At 40.0% G+C, this 14,296-nt stretch carries 8 protein-coding genes and 2 pseudogenes; 4 read left to right on the plus strand and 6 right to left on the minus strand.

The window, feature by feature from the left end:
- The first annotated feature begins 406 nt into the window (after window positions 1–406).
- Window positions 407–1,495: an aldehyde reductase gene (locus FTV11_RS13900; protein ID WP_257223262.1), complete on the plus strand. Its 1,089-nt coding sequence runs from the start codon at window positions 407–409 to the stop codon at window positions 1,493–1,495.
- Between the two features lie 66 nt (window positions 1,496–1,561).
- Here FTV11_RS13900 and FTV11_RS13905 read toward each other — a convergent pair.
- Together FTV11_RS13905 and omp38 are read right to left on the minus strand one after the other, a co-directional pair.
- Window positions 1,562–3,684, minus strand: a pseudogene (locus FTV11_RS13905) (TonB-dependent receptor).
- A 433-nt stretch (window positions 3,685–4,117) separates the two neighbouring features.
- Window positions 4,118–5,170 carry an outer membrane protein Omp38 gene (omp38, locus tag FTV11_RS13910; protein ID WP_180026712.1) on the minus strand — a complete coding sequence of 351 codons (1,053 nt, stop codon included), beginning with the start codon at window positions 5,168–5,170 and terminating at the stop codon, window positions 4,118–4,120.
- A 378-nt stretch (window positions 5,171–5,548) separates the two neighbouring features.
- On the opposite strand from omp38, the gene FTV11_RS13915 reads away from it, so the two are divergent.
- The 3 genes and pseudogenes from FTV11_RS13915 to FTV11_RS13925 all read left to right on the plus strand — a co-directional run bounded on the left by FTV11_RS13915 (window position 5,549) and on the right by FTV11_RS13925 (window position 8,016).
- Complete coding sequence (locus FTV11_RS13915) at window positions 5,549–6,070, plus strand: GspH/FimT family protein (RefSeq protein ID WP_180026711.1); 522 nt, start codon at window positions 5,549–5,551, stop codon at window positions 6,068–6,070.
- A 113-nt stretch (window positions 6,071–6,183) separates the two neighbouring features.
- A complete protein-coding gene (locus FTV11_RS13920; RefSeq protein ID WP_180026710.1) occupies window positions 6,184–7,359 on the plus strand; it encodes a thiolase family protein in 1,176 nt (391 codons plus the stop codon).
- A gap of 207 nt (window positions 7,360–7,566) precedes the next feature.
- Window positions 7,567–8,016, plus strand: a pseudogene (locus FTV11_RS13925) (VOC family protein).
- A 69-nt stretch (window positions 8,017–8,085) separates the two neighbouring features.
- On the opposite strand, the gene FTV11_RS13930 reads toward FTV11_RS13925, so the two are convergent.
- The 4 genes from FTV11_RS13930 to FTV11_RS13945 form a co-directional block, all read right to left on the minus strand.
- A complete protein-coding gene (locus FTV11_RS13930) occupies window positions 8,086–8,571 on the minus strand; it encodes a DUF934 domain-containing protein (RefSeq protein WP_168379542.1) in 486 nt (161 codons plus the stop codon).
- A complete protein-coding gene (locus FTV11_RS13935) occupies window positions 8,564–10,207 on the minus strand; it encodes a nitrite/sulfite reductase (protein ID WP_180074190.1) in 1,644 nt (547 codons plus the stop codon). The genes FTV11_RS13930 and FTV11_RS13935 overlap by 8 nt, the downstream gene beginning before the upstream one ends.
- A gap of 265 nt (window positions 10,208–10,472) precedes the next feature.
- Window positions 10,473–12,878 carry a glucose/quinate/shikimate family membrane-bound PQQ-dependent dehydrogenase gene (locus FTV11_RS13940; protein WP_180074191.1) on the minus strand — a complete coding sequence of 802 codons (2,406 nt, stop codon included), beginning with the start codon at window positions 12,876–12,878 and terminating at the stop codon, window positions 10,473–10,475.
- 170 nt (window positions 12,879–13,048) lie between these two features.
- Entirely contained in the window at window positions 13,049–14,287 is a 1,239-nt protein-coding gene (locus FTV11_RS13945; RefSeq protein WP_257222677.1) for a carbohydrate porin, read from the minus strand.
- Between the last annotated feature and the right edge of the window lie 9 nt (window positions 14,288–14,296).

The raw sequence follows: 14,296 nt of genomic DNA on the forward strand, positions 1-14,296 counted from the left end.
GCCGAGTCGTAAAGCTCAGAAAGCTGTTATTGAACAAAGATATTTAAATCCTGTTCTTGACTCTTGCAGTTAAAAACAGGACATTTTAAATGGTTTATCGCATAGACATTTTAATTGGTGAATAGCAGAAGAAGCTTAGACCGAAGATCTAGGCTTTAAATTAAAGCGTACTAGTTAGATATGACTCTTTGTCCATTTATTTGTGAGATTTTGCGTCCGTAATCATAAGAATATACATCTATCCAACATTCATCCCATATTCGCATTTTTAAAATCAATAAAAAATTACTTTTACAGCATTTAATGCATTCTCTGCTGAATTTAGAGCGTATTAAACCCAATCATCAACATATATTTTTTCAAATCAATCAAAGACAAAACCAAATATTCTCAATATGATAAAAAAATGCGTCAATTAAAGTTGAAGAATATGAATAGCAAGACAACAAGACAGATACTCGTCACAGGCGCGACAGGCTATATTGCCAGTTGGGTCATTAAAAACTTACTTGAATTAGAGCATACAGTACATGCCACTGTTCGCGATCTCAATAAAACATCAGGTTTTGCACACCTCGAAAAAATTGCAGCTGATACAACTGGCACTTTAAAACTGTTTCAAGCCAATTTATTGGATGAGGGTGCATTTGATTCAGCCATGCAAGGTTGTGACATTGTGATCCACATGGCATCTCCATTTGTAGTGACCAACTATAAAGACGCGATTAAAGATATTATTGAGCCGGCCATTTTAGGTACTGAAAATGTGCTCAACAGTGTCAATAAAACTGAATCAGTAAAACGTGTTGTCGTGACTTCAAGCATCGCATCAACCTATGGTGATGCCATTGATATTCTACAGACCGAGCATAATGAATTTGATGAGTCTCACTGGAATATCTCCAGTTCAGAAACTCATCAGCCTTATCCATATTCAAAAGTAATGGCAGAGCGCAAAGCGTGGGATATGCAAAAAGCACAAAACCGTTGGGATCTGGTTTGTGTCAATCCAGCATTGGTCATGGGGCCATCTTTAACTGCGTCAACACAGTCAGGAAGCGTTGAAGTGCTACAACAGTTTGCCAATGGTATAACTTTGGCCGGTGTTCCACCAATGTGGAATGGTATCGTCGATGTTCGCGATGTTGCCGATGCGCACGTACAAGCAGCTCTCAATCCCGCAGCAAGCGGACGTTATATTATTAGTGGTGGAACACTAAGCCTATTAGACATGGGCAAATTATTACGCGCACATTTTGGGAATAAATTTCCATTTCCGCGCAATACCTTACCGAAGTTTGCCTTTAAGACATTTGGCCCTCTTGCCGGCTTCCCACGTAAATTTGTTGAACTCAATATGGGTTACCCAATTTACTTTAATGCAGATAAGAGCAAGAAAGAATTAGGGATCGAATACCGTGATATTCAAAACAGTGTGGTTGAGCATTTCCAACAACTCCTCGATGATGGTGTGGTGAAGCAATATATGCCGTGAATCCCTCATCAACAAAAAAAGCCCCCTTAAATAGGTGGCTTTTTATATTAAAAAAACTAATCTAACTTAGAAATCAAAAGTCACACCAACTTTATAGGTACGGTCTGCACCAATCGTGGCAAAGTTTTCATTAAATACGCCCTCCCAATATTTTTTATTGGTCACATTGTCGACATTTGCCATAAATGTTGTAGATACACCACCTAAATTTGTTTTATAACGTGCACCTAAATCCACTGTCGTGAAATCAGGTAATTGTAAGGTATTTGCTGAATCAACATATTGTTCACCTACATAGTTTACTCGACCATTCACAGATAAACCGTCGAGTAAAGGTAACGCATAATCCAAACCAATTGTCGCTGTAAGATCTGGCATACCTAGAAGCTCATTGCCTTTATTGACTAATGCTTTGGTATATTCCGTATCAAGATAAGCCATGTTACCTAATATCGTTAAACCATCACGAACTTGTCCTGAGAAACTCCATTCAATGCCTCGAGCACGTGTTTCTGCACCATCAGTAGTCGCCCCATCAATTACCATAGTGTCAGGCTTTTTAATCTCATACAAAGCAAGTGTATTTAACCATGATCCATTTTGGTATTTAGCACCCACTTCATATTGTTCGGTTTTAAAAGGTGCAAAAGTTTTTCCAAAATTCAGATCACTTTCATCTGTAACTGTTTTACCTTGACTCAAACCCTCTACATAATTGGCATATAAAGAAAGATTTTCACCAAAAGGTTTAACTACAAGACCTAAACTAGGTGACCAAGCATTTTCTTCATAACGCCAATCAGCACTATTTTTACGTTGTGAACTAAAATTCTTCAAATCCATATCTTGGTAACGTAAACCGAGAATAAATTGAAGTTTGTCTTGAAGTAATGAAATTTGATCACTCAAAGTATAACTTGCAAACGTATTGTCATTTAATGGCATGACACTTGGTGCGACCGCCATTAATCCATTTTGACCGGGGTTATATAAGTTAGTTGAATATCCACTGGATGTAGCAGGGTTATGCTGATCTGTCTGAATATTAAGATAATCTGCTCGAAGACCTAATTTGTGTGAAACAATACCCGTATTAAATTTATAATCACCGCCAATATTTGCGGATGTATTTTTAAAGTGCGCGTATTGACCATAAGTCTGTGTAGTCGCATCACCTTGTTCATTATTCAGAACCATACGTGTGCCAAATACAAAGCCTTTATATTTTTTATCTGCATAACCAGCACCAGCAAAGATATTTGCATTCGGTGTTAATGCATATTTCGCTTTTAAACCAACAAACTTACTATCTATTTGAGTATCTGAATCATTAAAATAATTTAACCCACCTTCCGGTGCCGCAATCACTTTTTTAATCTTTGCAAACGAAACCATGGCTGGTGAACCATTTTCACGATCTTCATGTATTGCATAGGCATCAAAATTTACTTGTAATTGATCTGTAGTATAGTCTGCAGCAATTGAACCCAGTGCTTTAGTATCTTCTTCTCCATCAATATTACGTTTACCTTGGCCATAGACTAAATTCGTGCGAACACCAATTTTTTTTTTGTTCACCGAAACGGCGTGAAACATCAAGATGACTTTGGTAATAACCTTCATCTTCCAGAGTAGAAGTCAGTCTAGTTAAATCTTCATGTGCACGTTTAGGCGTAATATTAATCACACCACCAACCCCTCCATTAGGTGCCATCCCAGCGACCAAGGCATTTGGCCCCTTCAAGACCATTACAGCCTCTAAGGTTTCTGTGGGTACACGACTGACCGGTGCCATTCCGTATAAACCATCTAAAGCAATTTCATCACCATGCACACCAAATCCACGAATTTGGAAATTTTCATATAAATGCCCCCTGATTCGTGGTCATACGAATACTCGCATCATTTTTTAAAACTTGTGCTACAGTTGACGCTTGCTGTTCTTCAATCAGTTTTTCACTATATGCTGTTACGCTAAATGGCGTATCAACAATTTTTTGATTTCCCAAAGCACCTAGGTCTGTATTGGCTTTCAACTTACCATTTGCAAGTTGCTTTTCTGCAGGTACCTCAACCTCAATCGTCTCAAGTACCGTTGTATCCGCTGCAAACACAGATGTAGCCCCTCCAACACCGAGCAGCACCATAGTTATAGAACGTACTAAGTGTGTTTTTGCAAAATTATTCATCATTTCAAGATTAGTTTTACTTGAATAAGAATCATTATTATATTTAGAATAATTCTTAACTGCATCATGAATCCCGATGATTATATTTTTTTAATGAAAAATATAAATATTCATTTTTTATAAATTGTAGATAAGACAAATGTAAATAATTGTTTTTTTATTGCTTTTATAAAAAAATAAAAATACAACCTGGTTATGTTCAATTAAAGCTCTTAGGCAAACAGATGATTAATTAATATACAATAGTTTGAATTTTTACATGCTTAATTGCCACATGAATAGATAAATCCTTTTACATCCAACGATTATTTAAAAGTAAACAACGCTTTTGCGTTAGTGCCTTTTAGCCAAATTTAAATCTCCTTTTTTAAATTTTTAACAAAAAAAAGCGACTCAAAAGAGCCGCTTTTTTCTAACCGAAGTTAAACTCAAATTATTGAGCTTGACCAGGTTGAGCCACTACAGTACGGCTACCAGAAATCGTAGCGAATACGCGACGGTTCATAGCACGGCCTTCTTTAGTGTTGTTGTCAGCGATTGGTTGATCCCACGCGAAACCTTGAGTAGATAAACGAGCTGGGTCAACGTTGTATTCGTTAACAAGCGAAGATTTAACAGAGTTAGCACGAGCTAGTGATAAACGTTCGTTTAGAGCACGTGGACCAGTGTTATCTGTGTGACCTTCGATGTTCGCTGTAGCATTAGGGTATTCGCCTAATTTTTCAGCTACTTTAGCAATTTCAGGTTTGTATTGATCTTTGATGTTTGATTTGTTTGTATCAAAGAACACACGAAGTTCCATGTTAAGATCTTCAGTCAACTCTTGAGGAGCTGGAGCAACTGGAGCAACTGGAGTTACAGGAGCAACTTCAACTACAGGAGCAGCAGGTTTCAAGTGACCGCCAAGAACTACGTTAAGACCAGCCAAAGCTGTGTAGTTCCAGAAATCTTCATCGATGTTGTAAGTAGCACGAGCTTCAGTACGTAGAGATAAAGCATCGTTTAAGCGCCAGAAAGCACCTAGACCAGCGTTACCTAAAGTACCTTCTTCAGTAGTACCACGATCAGTACCGTTTACACCACGAGCAAGAGCTTCGTCAAATTTGTATTTATAGTGACCAGCACCTAACAATACATATGGCTTAACTTTGCTGTCATAGTTTTTAGTAATCAAATCAGAAGTAGCATAGAAGTTACCGTTGATTTGAGTTTGTTTGTATTCGCCGTGATCAACGTCTACATCACCTTTAACTTGGTTATATTCAGCTTCGAAACCTAACCATGGAGTTAATTCAACACCAAGTGCTGCACCAACAAACAAGTCGTCTTGTAGCTCTGGACCTTCAGTAAGGTTGCCACGGCTGTTGTTGTGTTGAGAATCTTGGAAAGTGTAACCAAGCATTAATGGAGTAACAGTTACGCCTGCGTTTGCAGCTGCTAAAGGAGCAGCTACGAGCATTGCTAATGCAATACGACTCATTTTCATGGATTTATCCTCCAGAGATAACAATTGTTGTTCAAGCTCAAGCCGAAAAATTGGCTATCCTGAGATAGGCTTTCTTAATACCCCAGTTTTTTTTTAAGCTATTTACGCTGAATCATACAAACACTTTATTCTTTTTCCAAGTGCTTGATTAATCTAATCAAGTAAATTATTGACAAAATTACTTACAATTTCCGTTGTAATTCGGTAAATTTTTACTCAATTTTGAGCAGTGAATCGCCTATTGTCACTTGCTATTTTCATTTTAACAGCTTTATCTAAAATTGAGTAATGAAATTCTATACTCAAAATTAATATCGCCATTAAAAACACATATAACACTAAACATATAAAAATAATATTAAATTTTGGATTAAATCAATGTCTTACAACAAAGAAACTGGCTTTACTTTATTTGAACTTTTAGTCTCAATTGCGATTATTGTCATTATCGTGACGATAGCTTTACCACATTTCAACAATTTAATGGCGCAGCGAGAAGCGAATAACATCAAATCGACTATTCAAAATCACAATGCATTCGCACGGGCTCATGCCACTATTTATCATTCCAATATTGTGATTTGTCCTAGTCTTGACTTTAAACTTTGCCAACCTAACAACTGGAACAGTGGTCTGATTATATTTATTGACAGTAATAAAAACCGTCAAGTTGATGCAAATGAAAAAATATTACTGCAAGACAAACTCAACTTAAAATATGGCGATCTGTCTTGGCGTGGGACTCTACACATTCCAAGTCTCACCTTTCAGGCTAGCTCCGGTTTACCCAATGGTTCAAATGGCAGTTTCTACTACTGTTCGAAATCAACGCTTCAACCGATCCGAGCAGTCTTAAGTCGAATGGGACATATCCGATTTGAAAACCCAACCAGTTGCTAATTTGAGAACCGGTGAGTCCAAAGCAGCCTTTTAAATTTGCTTTATTCCTGTTCAATTTTACTTATACTGCTGACGTATTCAAAAATTAATGTATAAGAAAATGGAGACATGTAATGACTGATATCGTCATCGTGAATGGTGCCCGTACAGCAATGGGTGGTTTTCAAGGGAGTTTAGCCGCTGTCACTGCACCAGAATTAGGCGCAGTTACGATTAAAGCAGCCATCGAACGCGCGGGTTTACAACCGACAGATGTTGAAGAAGTCATTATGGGCTGTGTGCTTCCGGCTGGCCTGAAACAAGGTCCTGCCCGTCAAGCGATGCGTAAAGCCGGTCTTCCAGATTCAACTGGTGCCGTAACCATCAACAAGCTGTGTGGTTCAGGTATGAAGGCCGTGATGCAAGCGGCAGATATGATTAAGGCAGGTTCGGCTCAAGTCGTGGTTGCAGGTGGTATGGAGTCAATGACCAATGCGCCGTATGTATTGACCAAAGCACGAGCTGGCTACCGTATGGGCCATGGTGATGTTAAAGATCATATGTTCTTAGATGGCCTAGAAGATGCAGAAACGGGCCGACTCATGGGGTCTTTTGCGCAGGATATGGCAAATACAAAAGGCTATACACGTGAACAAATGGATGACTTCGCCATTCGCTCGCTTAAACGTGCACAAACTGCAATTACTGAGGGTTATTTTGCTGACGAAATCGTGCCTGTCACTGTTTCGAGTCGTAAAGGTGATGTGATTATCGATAAAGACGAACAGCCTTTTAACGCTAATATCGAAAAAATTCCAACGTTACGCCCTGCTTTTGCTAAAGATGGAACGATTACCGCTGCCAATGCTAGTTCTATTTCTGATGGTGCGTCTGCTTTAGTTTTAACTTCAGCAGAGCAAGCTTCAGCAAAAGGTTTAAATCCGCTCGCGAAAATTGTGGCTTATGCATCAAATTCACAGCATCCTTCAGAATTTACTATTGCACCTGTAGGCGCAATTCAAAAAGTTCTAGATAAATCGGGTTGGAATGTTGCTGACGTAGATTTATGGGAAATCAATGAAGCCTTTGCTATGGTCACGATGTGCCCAATTGATGAATTTAAATTAGATGCTGAAAAAGTAAATATCAACGGCGGTGCTTGTGCACTAGGACATCCAGTTGGTTCTACCGGTTCACGCATTATTTTAACGTTGATCCATGCATTAAAACGTACAGGTGGTAAGCGTGGTATTGCAGCGCTATGTATCGGTGGTGGTGAAGCGACTGCTGTGGCGATTGAATTGCTTTAATCCTCTGCTGACTCCCTTCACAAAGGACGATTTAGAGGGAATATTCTTTAATCCTCCCCTAACCCCTCCTTTAATAAAGGAGGGAGACTGAAAATCCCTCTGTAAGAGGGATTTTTTATGCTTACATTTTAGACATAAATTGTTCCCATACTGCTCAGCAAGGGCTCATAAAAATAAATGTCGACATAATAAAAATGGATGACCTTTATGCAGCTCAATCAATACTTGAATTTTAAAGGCAATATCTAAGCAGCCTTTAATTTTTATCGCTCTGTACTTGGTGGAGAATTCCTCAATGTGATGCGTTATGGTGATATGCCTGCTGAGGAAGGCATTTCACTATCCGATGCAGATCAGCAAAAGATTATGCATATTTCCCTACCGATCAATGAATTTACCGTGCTGATGGCCTCAGATGTCAACGAACAATTCTGTGCGCAATCCAATCAACGCTTTACCTTAGGCAGCAATCATTATATTTCGATTAATTTAGACAGCAGTGAACAAGCTGAAGCCAAACGACTGTTTGATGGCTTGTCCAAAGGAGGCTCTATAGAAATGCCTCTCGAAAAGACCTTTTGGGGTGCGCTGTATGGCGCATTTACCGATCAGTTCGGTATTAAATGGATGGTCAATTGCCAGCTTGAAAACGAATAATCACTCATTAAAAGTATTTCGATAAATAAAAAAGCCTCCGAATGGAGGCTTTTTTATTTATCAAGGCACTTAAGCACCTGTTTGATAATGTGCTTGCGGTACAGCAGTTGAAGCTTGGTATGGATTGGTAAAATCACCTAAGCCAGCAGCAGCTTCAGCAATATCTTTACCTTCTTTCACTACAAAAGTATCGAAACCTGAACGCTTCATGTAGTTCAACACGTCTTTGAATACATCACCTGTCGCACGTAGTTCGCCTTGGAAACCTTGGCGACGTAACAATGCAGCAAATGAGTAACCTCGACCATCGTTAAAGCCGGCAAACTCGATAAAGATTGCATCCAACTGATCAAGCGGGAATTCATTGGTTTCAGGTGAAGCATCCACCGTTACAAAAAGTGCTTTTTTACCTGACACATTCGCAAGTTGATCTAACTGCTCAACCGTTAAAACTACGTCACCTTGTGGCAACACACCATCTTCACCAATCACTTGGTAAGTATTGTCTGCAATCGAGCCATCTTTAGAGAGGACTTGTAGTGCTGTATTAAGCATATGCACGCTCCTTAAATGGTTGGATGCCAACACGGCGGTAAGTATCAATAAACTCTTCGCCTTCAGCACGCAGGTCTAGATAAGTATTTAAGATCTCTTCGATGATGTCAGGTACAACTTCAGCTGCAAATGATGGGCCTAAGATGTCACCAATCGATGCATCATGGTTAGCATTACCCCCCAAAGTGATTTGATAAAACTCAGCACCCTTTTTGTCTACACCTAAAATACCGATGTTACCCACATGGTGGTGACCACACGCATTCATACAGCCAGAGATGTTTAGATCCAATTTACCCAAATTGTAAATGGTGTCTAAGTCATCAAAACGACGTGTAATGGCTTCAGAAATTGGAATCGATTTCGCATTTGCCAATGAACAGAAATCACCACCTGGGCAGCAAATGATGTCGGTTAAGAACCCAATATGCGCACGTGCAAGATTGTGTTGATCAAGGATTTTCCATAGATCAAACAAATCTTTTTGCGGTACATCTACAAGCGCAATGTTTTGCTCATGTGTGGTACGGAACTCACCAAAGGTATATTTGTCAGCCAAGTCAGCAATCAGGTTCATTTCTTCAACGGTCATATCGCCCGGTGCAATACCCGCACGTTTCAAAGAAATCGTAACGATGCGGTAACCTTTGACTTTATGTGCATTGGTGTTGATGTTGAACCATTGTTTAAATTTCGGCTCTGCGGCAAATTGCTCTGCGAAATCTTCATCTGCATAATCTTGGTAATCAAATGGTGTGAAGTTCTCATCCATTTTCGCCAAGGTATCAGCATCAATTTTTAAAGTTTTGATGGTATGTGCAAATTCAGCTTCCACTTTCTCTGCAAATACTTCTGGTGTTAATGCTTTCACCAAAATTTTGATACGTGCTTTATATTTGTTATCACGACGACCGTGTAAGTTGTATACACGAAGTACCGCTTCTAAATAAGCAATCAAATCTTCACGTGGCAAGAAGTCACGAATAAAGCTACCAATCACTGGGGTACGGCCTAAACCACCACCAACTTTGATTTTATAGCCAATCTCGCCTGCTTCATTTTTCACGATATACACACCGATATCATGGAAAGACGTTGCCGCACGATCAGTTTCTTCCAGTGCTGAAACTGCAATCTTGAACTTACGTGGCAAGAAAGCGAATTCTGGGTGGAAAGTTGACCATTGACGAATCAATTCACACGTTGGGCGTGGGTCAGCAATTTCACCCGCAACCACACCTGCATATTGGTCAGTGGTTGTGTTACGAATACAGTTACCCGAAGTTTGAATCGCATGCATTTGAACAGATGCGAGCTCTTGTAACATATCAGGCACATTTTCTAGTGCAGGCCAGTTAAACTGAATGTTTTGACGAGTAGATACGTGCGCATAACCACGGTCATAGTCCTGAGCCAATGACGCAATTTTACGTAATTGTTTAGAATTCATCAGGCCATAAGGTACTGCAATACGTAGCATCGGTGCATAACGTTGTACATAAAGGCCGTTTTGAAGACGCAGTGGACGGTATTCATCTTCCGTCAATTTACCTGCTAAATAACGTTCCGTTTGATCACGGAACTGTGCAACACGTTCATTAACCAGTTGCTGGTCAAAATCAGTATATAAATACATGGCGTACAGCTAGTAATTTCTATTATAACAATGCACAGCATAACGAGATTTTATCTATCAAGAAAATGCGTTTTTTACATATTTAATAGCGATTTTATTGATAAGACTGTCGCAATTTCACTGATATAGCGGATTTCGGTCCTTTACTTTTTATTTATTAATATATTGAATTATTTTTCTATTACTTAGCATAAATTTACATAAAGAATTTCAGCTAATAAAAAGCCCGATAAATCGGGCTTTTTATTTAGCGATGTAAAATCACTTATTTTTTATCTGGTAAAGCATACGCAACAAGGTAATCACCAAGTTTTGTACCAAATGAACCATGACCACCAGCCATGATCACAACATATTGTTTACCATTTGCTTCATAAGTCATTGGAGTCGCTTGACCACCTGCTGGTAGACGACCTTCCCACAAAGTATCACCATTCGTTACATTGATTGCACGGATATAGTTATCTTGTGTTGCGCCTACAAACATGACATTACCAGCAGTCGAGATTGATCCACCAAGACCCGGTACACCAATTTTCACAGCAGGTAATTGGAACAATTTCGGTAAACTATCACGAATTGTACCAATACGTTTTTTCCAGACCACTTCATGTGTATTTAAATCTACACCTGCAGTAAAGCCCCATGAAGGTTGTTTACAAGGTAAGCCAAGTGGTGACAAGAAGGCTTTGATTTCCACACCATAAGGTACGCCATACATCGGTTGCACGCCTTGTTCAGTACCCGCACCTTTCGCAGTTTGCTCACGGTTTGGATCTGTAGGAATCAACTTAGTCACAAATGGCAAGCCAATTGGGTTCATCACAGCAACTTGACGGTCTTGGTTCACCGACATACCACCCCATTCAAATACCCCAAGGTTACCTGGGAATACCAATGTGCCATTTTCAGAAGGTGGTGTATAAATACCGTCGTAGTTTAATGATTTGAAATACACACGACACATCAACTGGTCAAACATAGTGGCACCCCACATTTGTTTATCAGTCAATTTATCTTTTGGTGCTAAATCAAAATCAGAGAATGGTTGAGTTGCAGAATAATGCTCACCTTTAGTTTGTGGACCACGTTTTACAGTTTGTGGAACCGCTTTTTCAGTGATTGGCACAATCGCTTTACCGGTACGACGGTCAAGGACGAATGCATTACCTGTTTTGGTTAAGACATAGATCGCAGGAACAGTATTACCTGATTTATCTTTGATATCTGCCAATGAAGGTTGTGATGGTACATCCATATCCCACAAATCATGATGCGTGGTTTGGAAATTCCAAATTAATCTACCTGTTGATGCATTTAATGCCAACATTGAGTTTGCATAGCGTTCATCTAATGGCGTACGGTGACCACCAAAAATGTCTGGTGTGCCTACACCTGTTGGCACATAAACGATGTCAAGTTTTTCGTCATATGCTAAAGGTGCCCATGCATTCGGTGAGGCTACAGAGTATTTTTGACCTTCGCCTGGCATGGCATTTGGATCTTCCGCCCCTGTATCAAAGATCCACAATAATTCACCGGTATTGACATCATAACCACGGATGACACCAGATGGCTCTTTAGTCGAGAAGTTATCGGTAGTTGAACCGCCAATCACAATAGTTGTACCAGTAATCACTGGAGGTGAAGTTGGGATATAACCGCCCGGATACGGATAAGGCATATCTTTTTGTAGATCGACTTCGCCGTTATGACCAAAATCACTACATACTTTACCTGTGTCAGCATTGACTGCAACCAAACGACCATCATTTACAGGCAAGATCACTTTGCGCGGACATTCAGTTGAAGTCGAGCGTTTGTTCTCTAAGCTTTTTGCAAACTGAGTGGTATTTGCTGCGTCAAAATAAGACACACCACGACATGTTAAATGTTGATAGGTATTGTCCGCTTTAAGCTTAGGATCGAATGCCCATTTTTGTTTACCTGTCGCAGGATCAAGTGCAATTAAACGTTGGTGAGTTGTACACATAAACATGTCATTGCCGACTTTAATCGGAGTGACTTGGTTTGTGGTTTCACCTGAGTCATTTTCTGTTGGTAACTCACCTGTACGGAAAGTCCACGCTACTTCTAAATCTTTAACGTTGTCGCTATTGATTTGGGTGAGTGGAGAATAACGTACACCACCTTGTGTACGACCATAGGCAGGCCAATCTTCAGGAGCAATACCCTCAATCGCTTTGGCTGTTTGAGGTTGTGCATTTTTAATTTCACCGTGAATTTCTTGCGGATCATTAAAAATTGAATAGATCATCACGATAATCGCAATCACCAGTGTGCCTGATAATGTAATTTTCGCAGTTTTGCCATTTTCCATACCGCGTGTCACGGCAGGAATCAGTAACCAAAGGCCCAATAAGCCTAAAATATCAAAACGCGGTGCAAGTGCCCAAAAGTCAGAACCTGCCTCCCAAAGTCCCCAAATCACTGTACCCAGCATCAACGCTGCATAAATGTATAAAGAACTGTTTTGAATTTTTCTTAAGTATATTGCTGAAGCCAGCATTAACAGGCCGGCGATAATGTAGTACCAAGAACCGCCAAGGACTGCCAGCCAGATACCACCAATCAATAGAACTAAGGCGAAAATTGCCATCACAACGACGGTAAATGTTCGCATCCCAGTTCCAGTAGATGGGTTGCTCATGTTGACCACCTCTATTGTCGAATGTTGTATTTGGTGCGTGAAACACATTCAACACACCACCGTTTTTATGTCGCAAAGAGAAGTTGTTACAAAAACAATTCAAGGGAAAATATCGTAATTTTTCTCAGAATTACCGAATTGCTTTTATAAGAACTCTAATTTGACATCAATTAAAATGCTGTTTGAAATTTGATACCGCCGACCCACGCATTCTCACCATTTTTGTAAGCACCGACGTGACGGATATATTGAATATTTGGACGAATAGTCAGCCAGTTTGCTGCATGAATACCGTAGTAAATTTCTGCGTCATACTCTTCACTTTGTAGACCGCGTGCATCAACGCTGTTATTGGCAATATTGGCATCATTCACATCATCATTAATGCTGATACGACCTAAACCAATCGCAATTTCATCCTGAGGACGTGCATCAAATGCACCTTTGTAGACCAAGCCAATGTTTTGCATATCACTCACATTGTTGGTGTCTGAGTCATGCACAGTCACATTCACAAAACCGCTTAAGCCACGTGAGGCATCGTCTTTGTGTGCTGTCAGTTGTTGTTTCGCCACAATCCAACCACCTTGATGGTGATCTTTTTCATTTACTGGGCTATCAATGACATCGGCATCAGCGGTACTGTAGTAGTAACCTGCACGGTATTCACCCGGTAGCTTTTGTGTCCCCACTTTTGGAGTCCACACCACTTCAGCAGGAATAATCGCACCTTTAGAACCATCAGTACTCAAGTTCCAACCTTTACCACGTTTTAGATTTTCAGGGTTGTATTCATAAACCCCGACTTGTGCGTAGAGTTCAGGCTGAATGTTATATTTCACGCGAGCAGCCCATTGGCTAACTGGCCAGTTGTACCATTGGTCACCAACCCAGTTACCCACTTGTGAACCACAAAGTGCTAGGTTTTGAAAGTCACAGTCAAAGCTGTTGAAATCTTCACCTTCACCAAAACGACCGACTTTAATATCTAATTTTTGGTCTAAGAATTTTTTCTTGATCCAAAAATCAGTCAAACGCCAAGTTTGACCACGACCCCACACTTCTTGTGTTGCACTTAAATGACCATTTAATGCATCTGAAGTTTGAGACAATGAACGACCATTACGTTCAGTGATATTGATTTGTGCTTCGGTATCTTTCCAACCCGCAATTTTTTCTAAATCGAGATGTGCCCCGATCGCGAATTGGTCCGCATATTCAGTGCCATGACCAGAAGCATGCTTTGCATCTAACAAAGTGGCTAATTCGCCACCATAACTAAAACTAAAATCGTAACCTTTCTGTTGAAGCGCTGTTCGTTGACCGTTCCAATCACCGAACATCCATGGGCTTTCAGAACTGAAAGCATCTGCAGTAGTTGCCGCTTGGGTTGCTGAACCCGCAAGCATTATGCCGAG

The organism is Acinetobacter sp. YH12231, assembly GCF_013417755.1.
In the GTDB taxonomy this organism is placed as follows: Bacteria; Pseudomonadota; Gammaproteobacteria; order Pseudomonadales; family Moraxellaceae; genus Acinetobacter; species Acinetobacter amyesii.

Excerpts from the sequence above, each read along its gene's own strand:
- FTV11_RS13945 (WP_257222677.1), bottom strand. The coding sequence starts at position 14,287 with ATGCTTGCGGGTTCAGCAACCCAAGCGGCAACTACTGCAGATGCTTTC.
- FTV11_RS13915 (WP_180026711.1), top strand. The coding sequence starts at position 5,549 with ATGTCTTACAACAAAGAAACTGGCTTTACTTTATTTGAACTTTTAGTC.
- FTV11_RS13940 (WP_180074191.1), bottom strand. The coding sequence starts at position 12,878 with ATGAGCAACCCATCTACTGGAACTGGGATGCGAACATTTACCGTCGTT.
- omp38 (WP_180026712.1), bottom strand. The coding sequence starts at position 5,170 with ATGAAAATGAGTCGTATTGCATTAGCAATGCTCGTAGCTGCTCCTTTA.
- FTV11_RS13930 (WP_168379542.1), bottom strand. The coding sequence starts at position 8,571 with ATGCTTAATACAGCACTACAAGTCCTCTCTAAAGATGGCTCGATTGCA.
- FTV11_RS13900 (WP_257223262.1), top strand. The coding sequence starts at position 407 with ATGCGTCAATTAAAGTTGAAGAATATGAATAGCAAGACAACAAGACAG.
- FTV11_RS13920 (WP_180026710.1), top strand. The coding sequence starts at position 6,184 with ATGACTGATATCGTCATCGTGAATGGTGCCCGTACAGCAATGGGTGGT.
- FTV11_RS13935 (WP_180074190.1), bottom strand. The coding sequence starts at position 10,207 with ATGTATTTATATACTGATTTTGACCAGCAACTGGTTAATGAACGTGTT.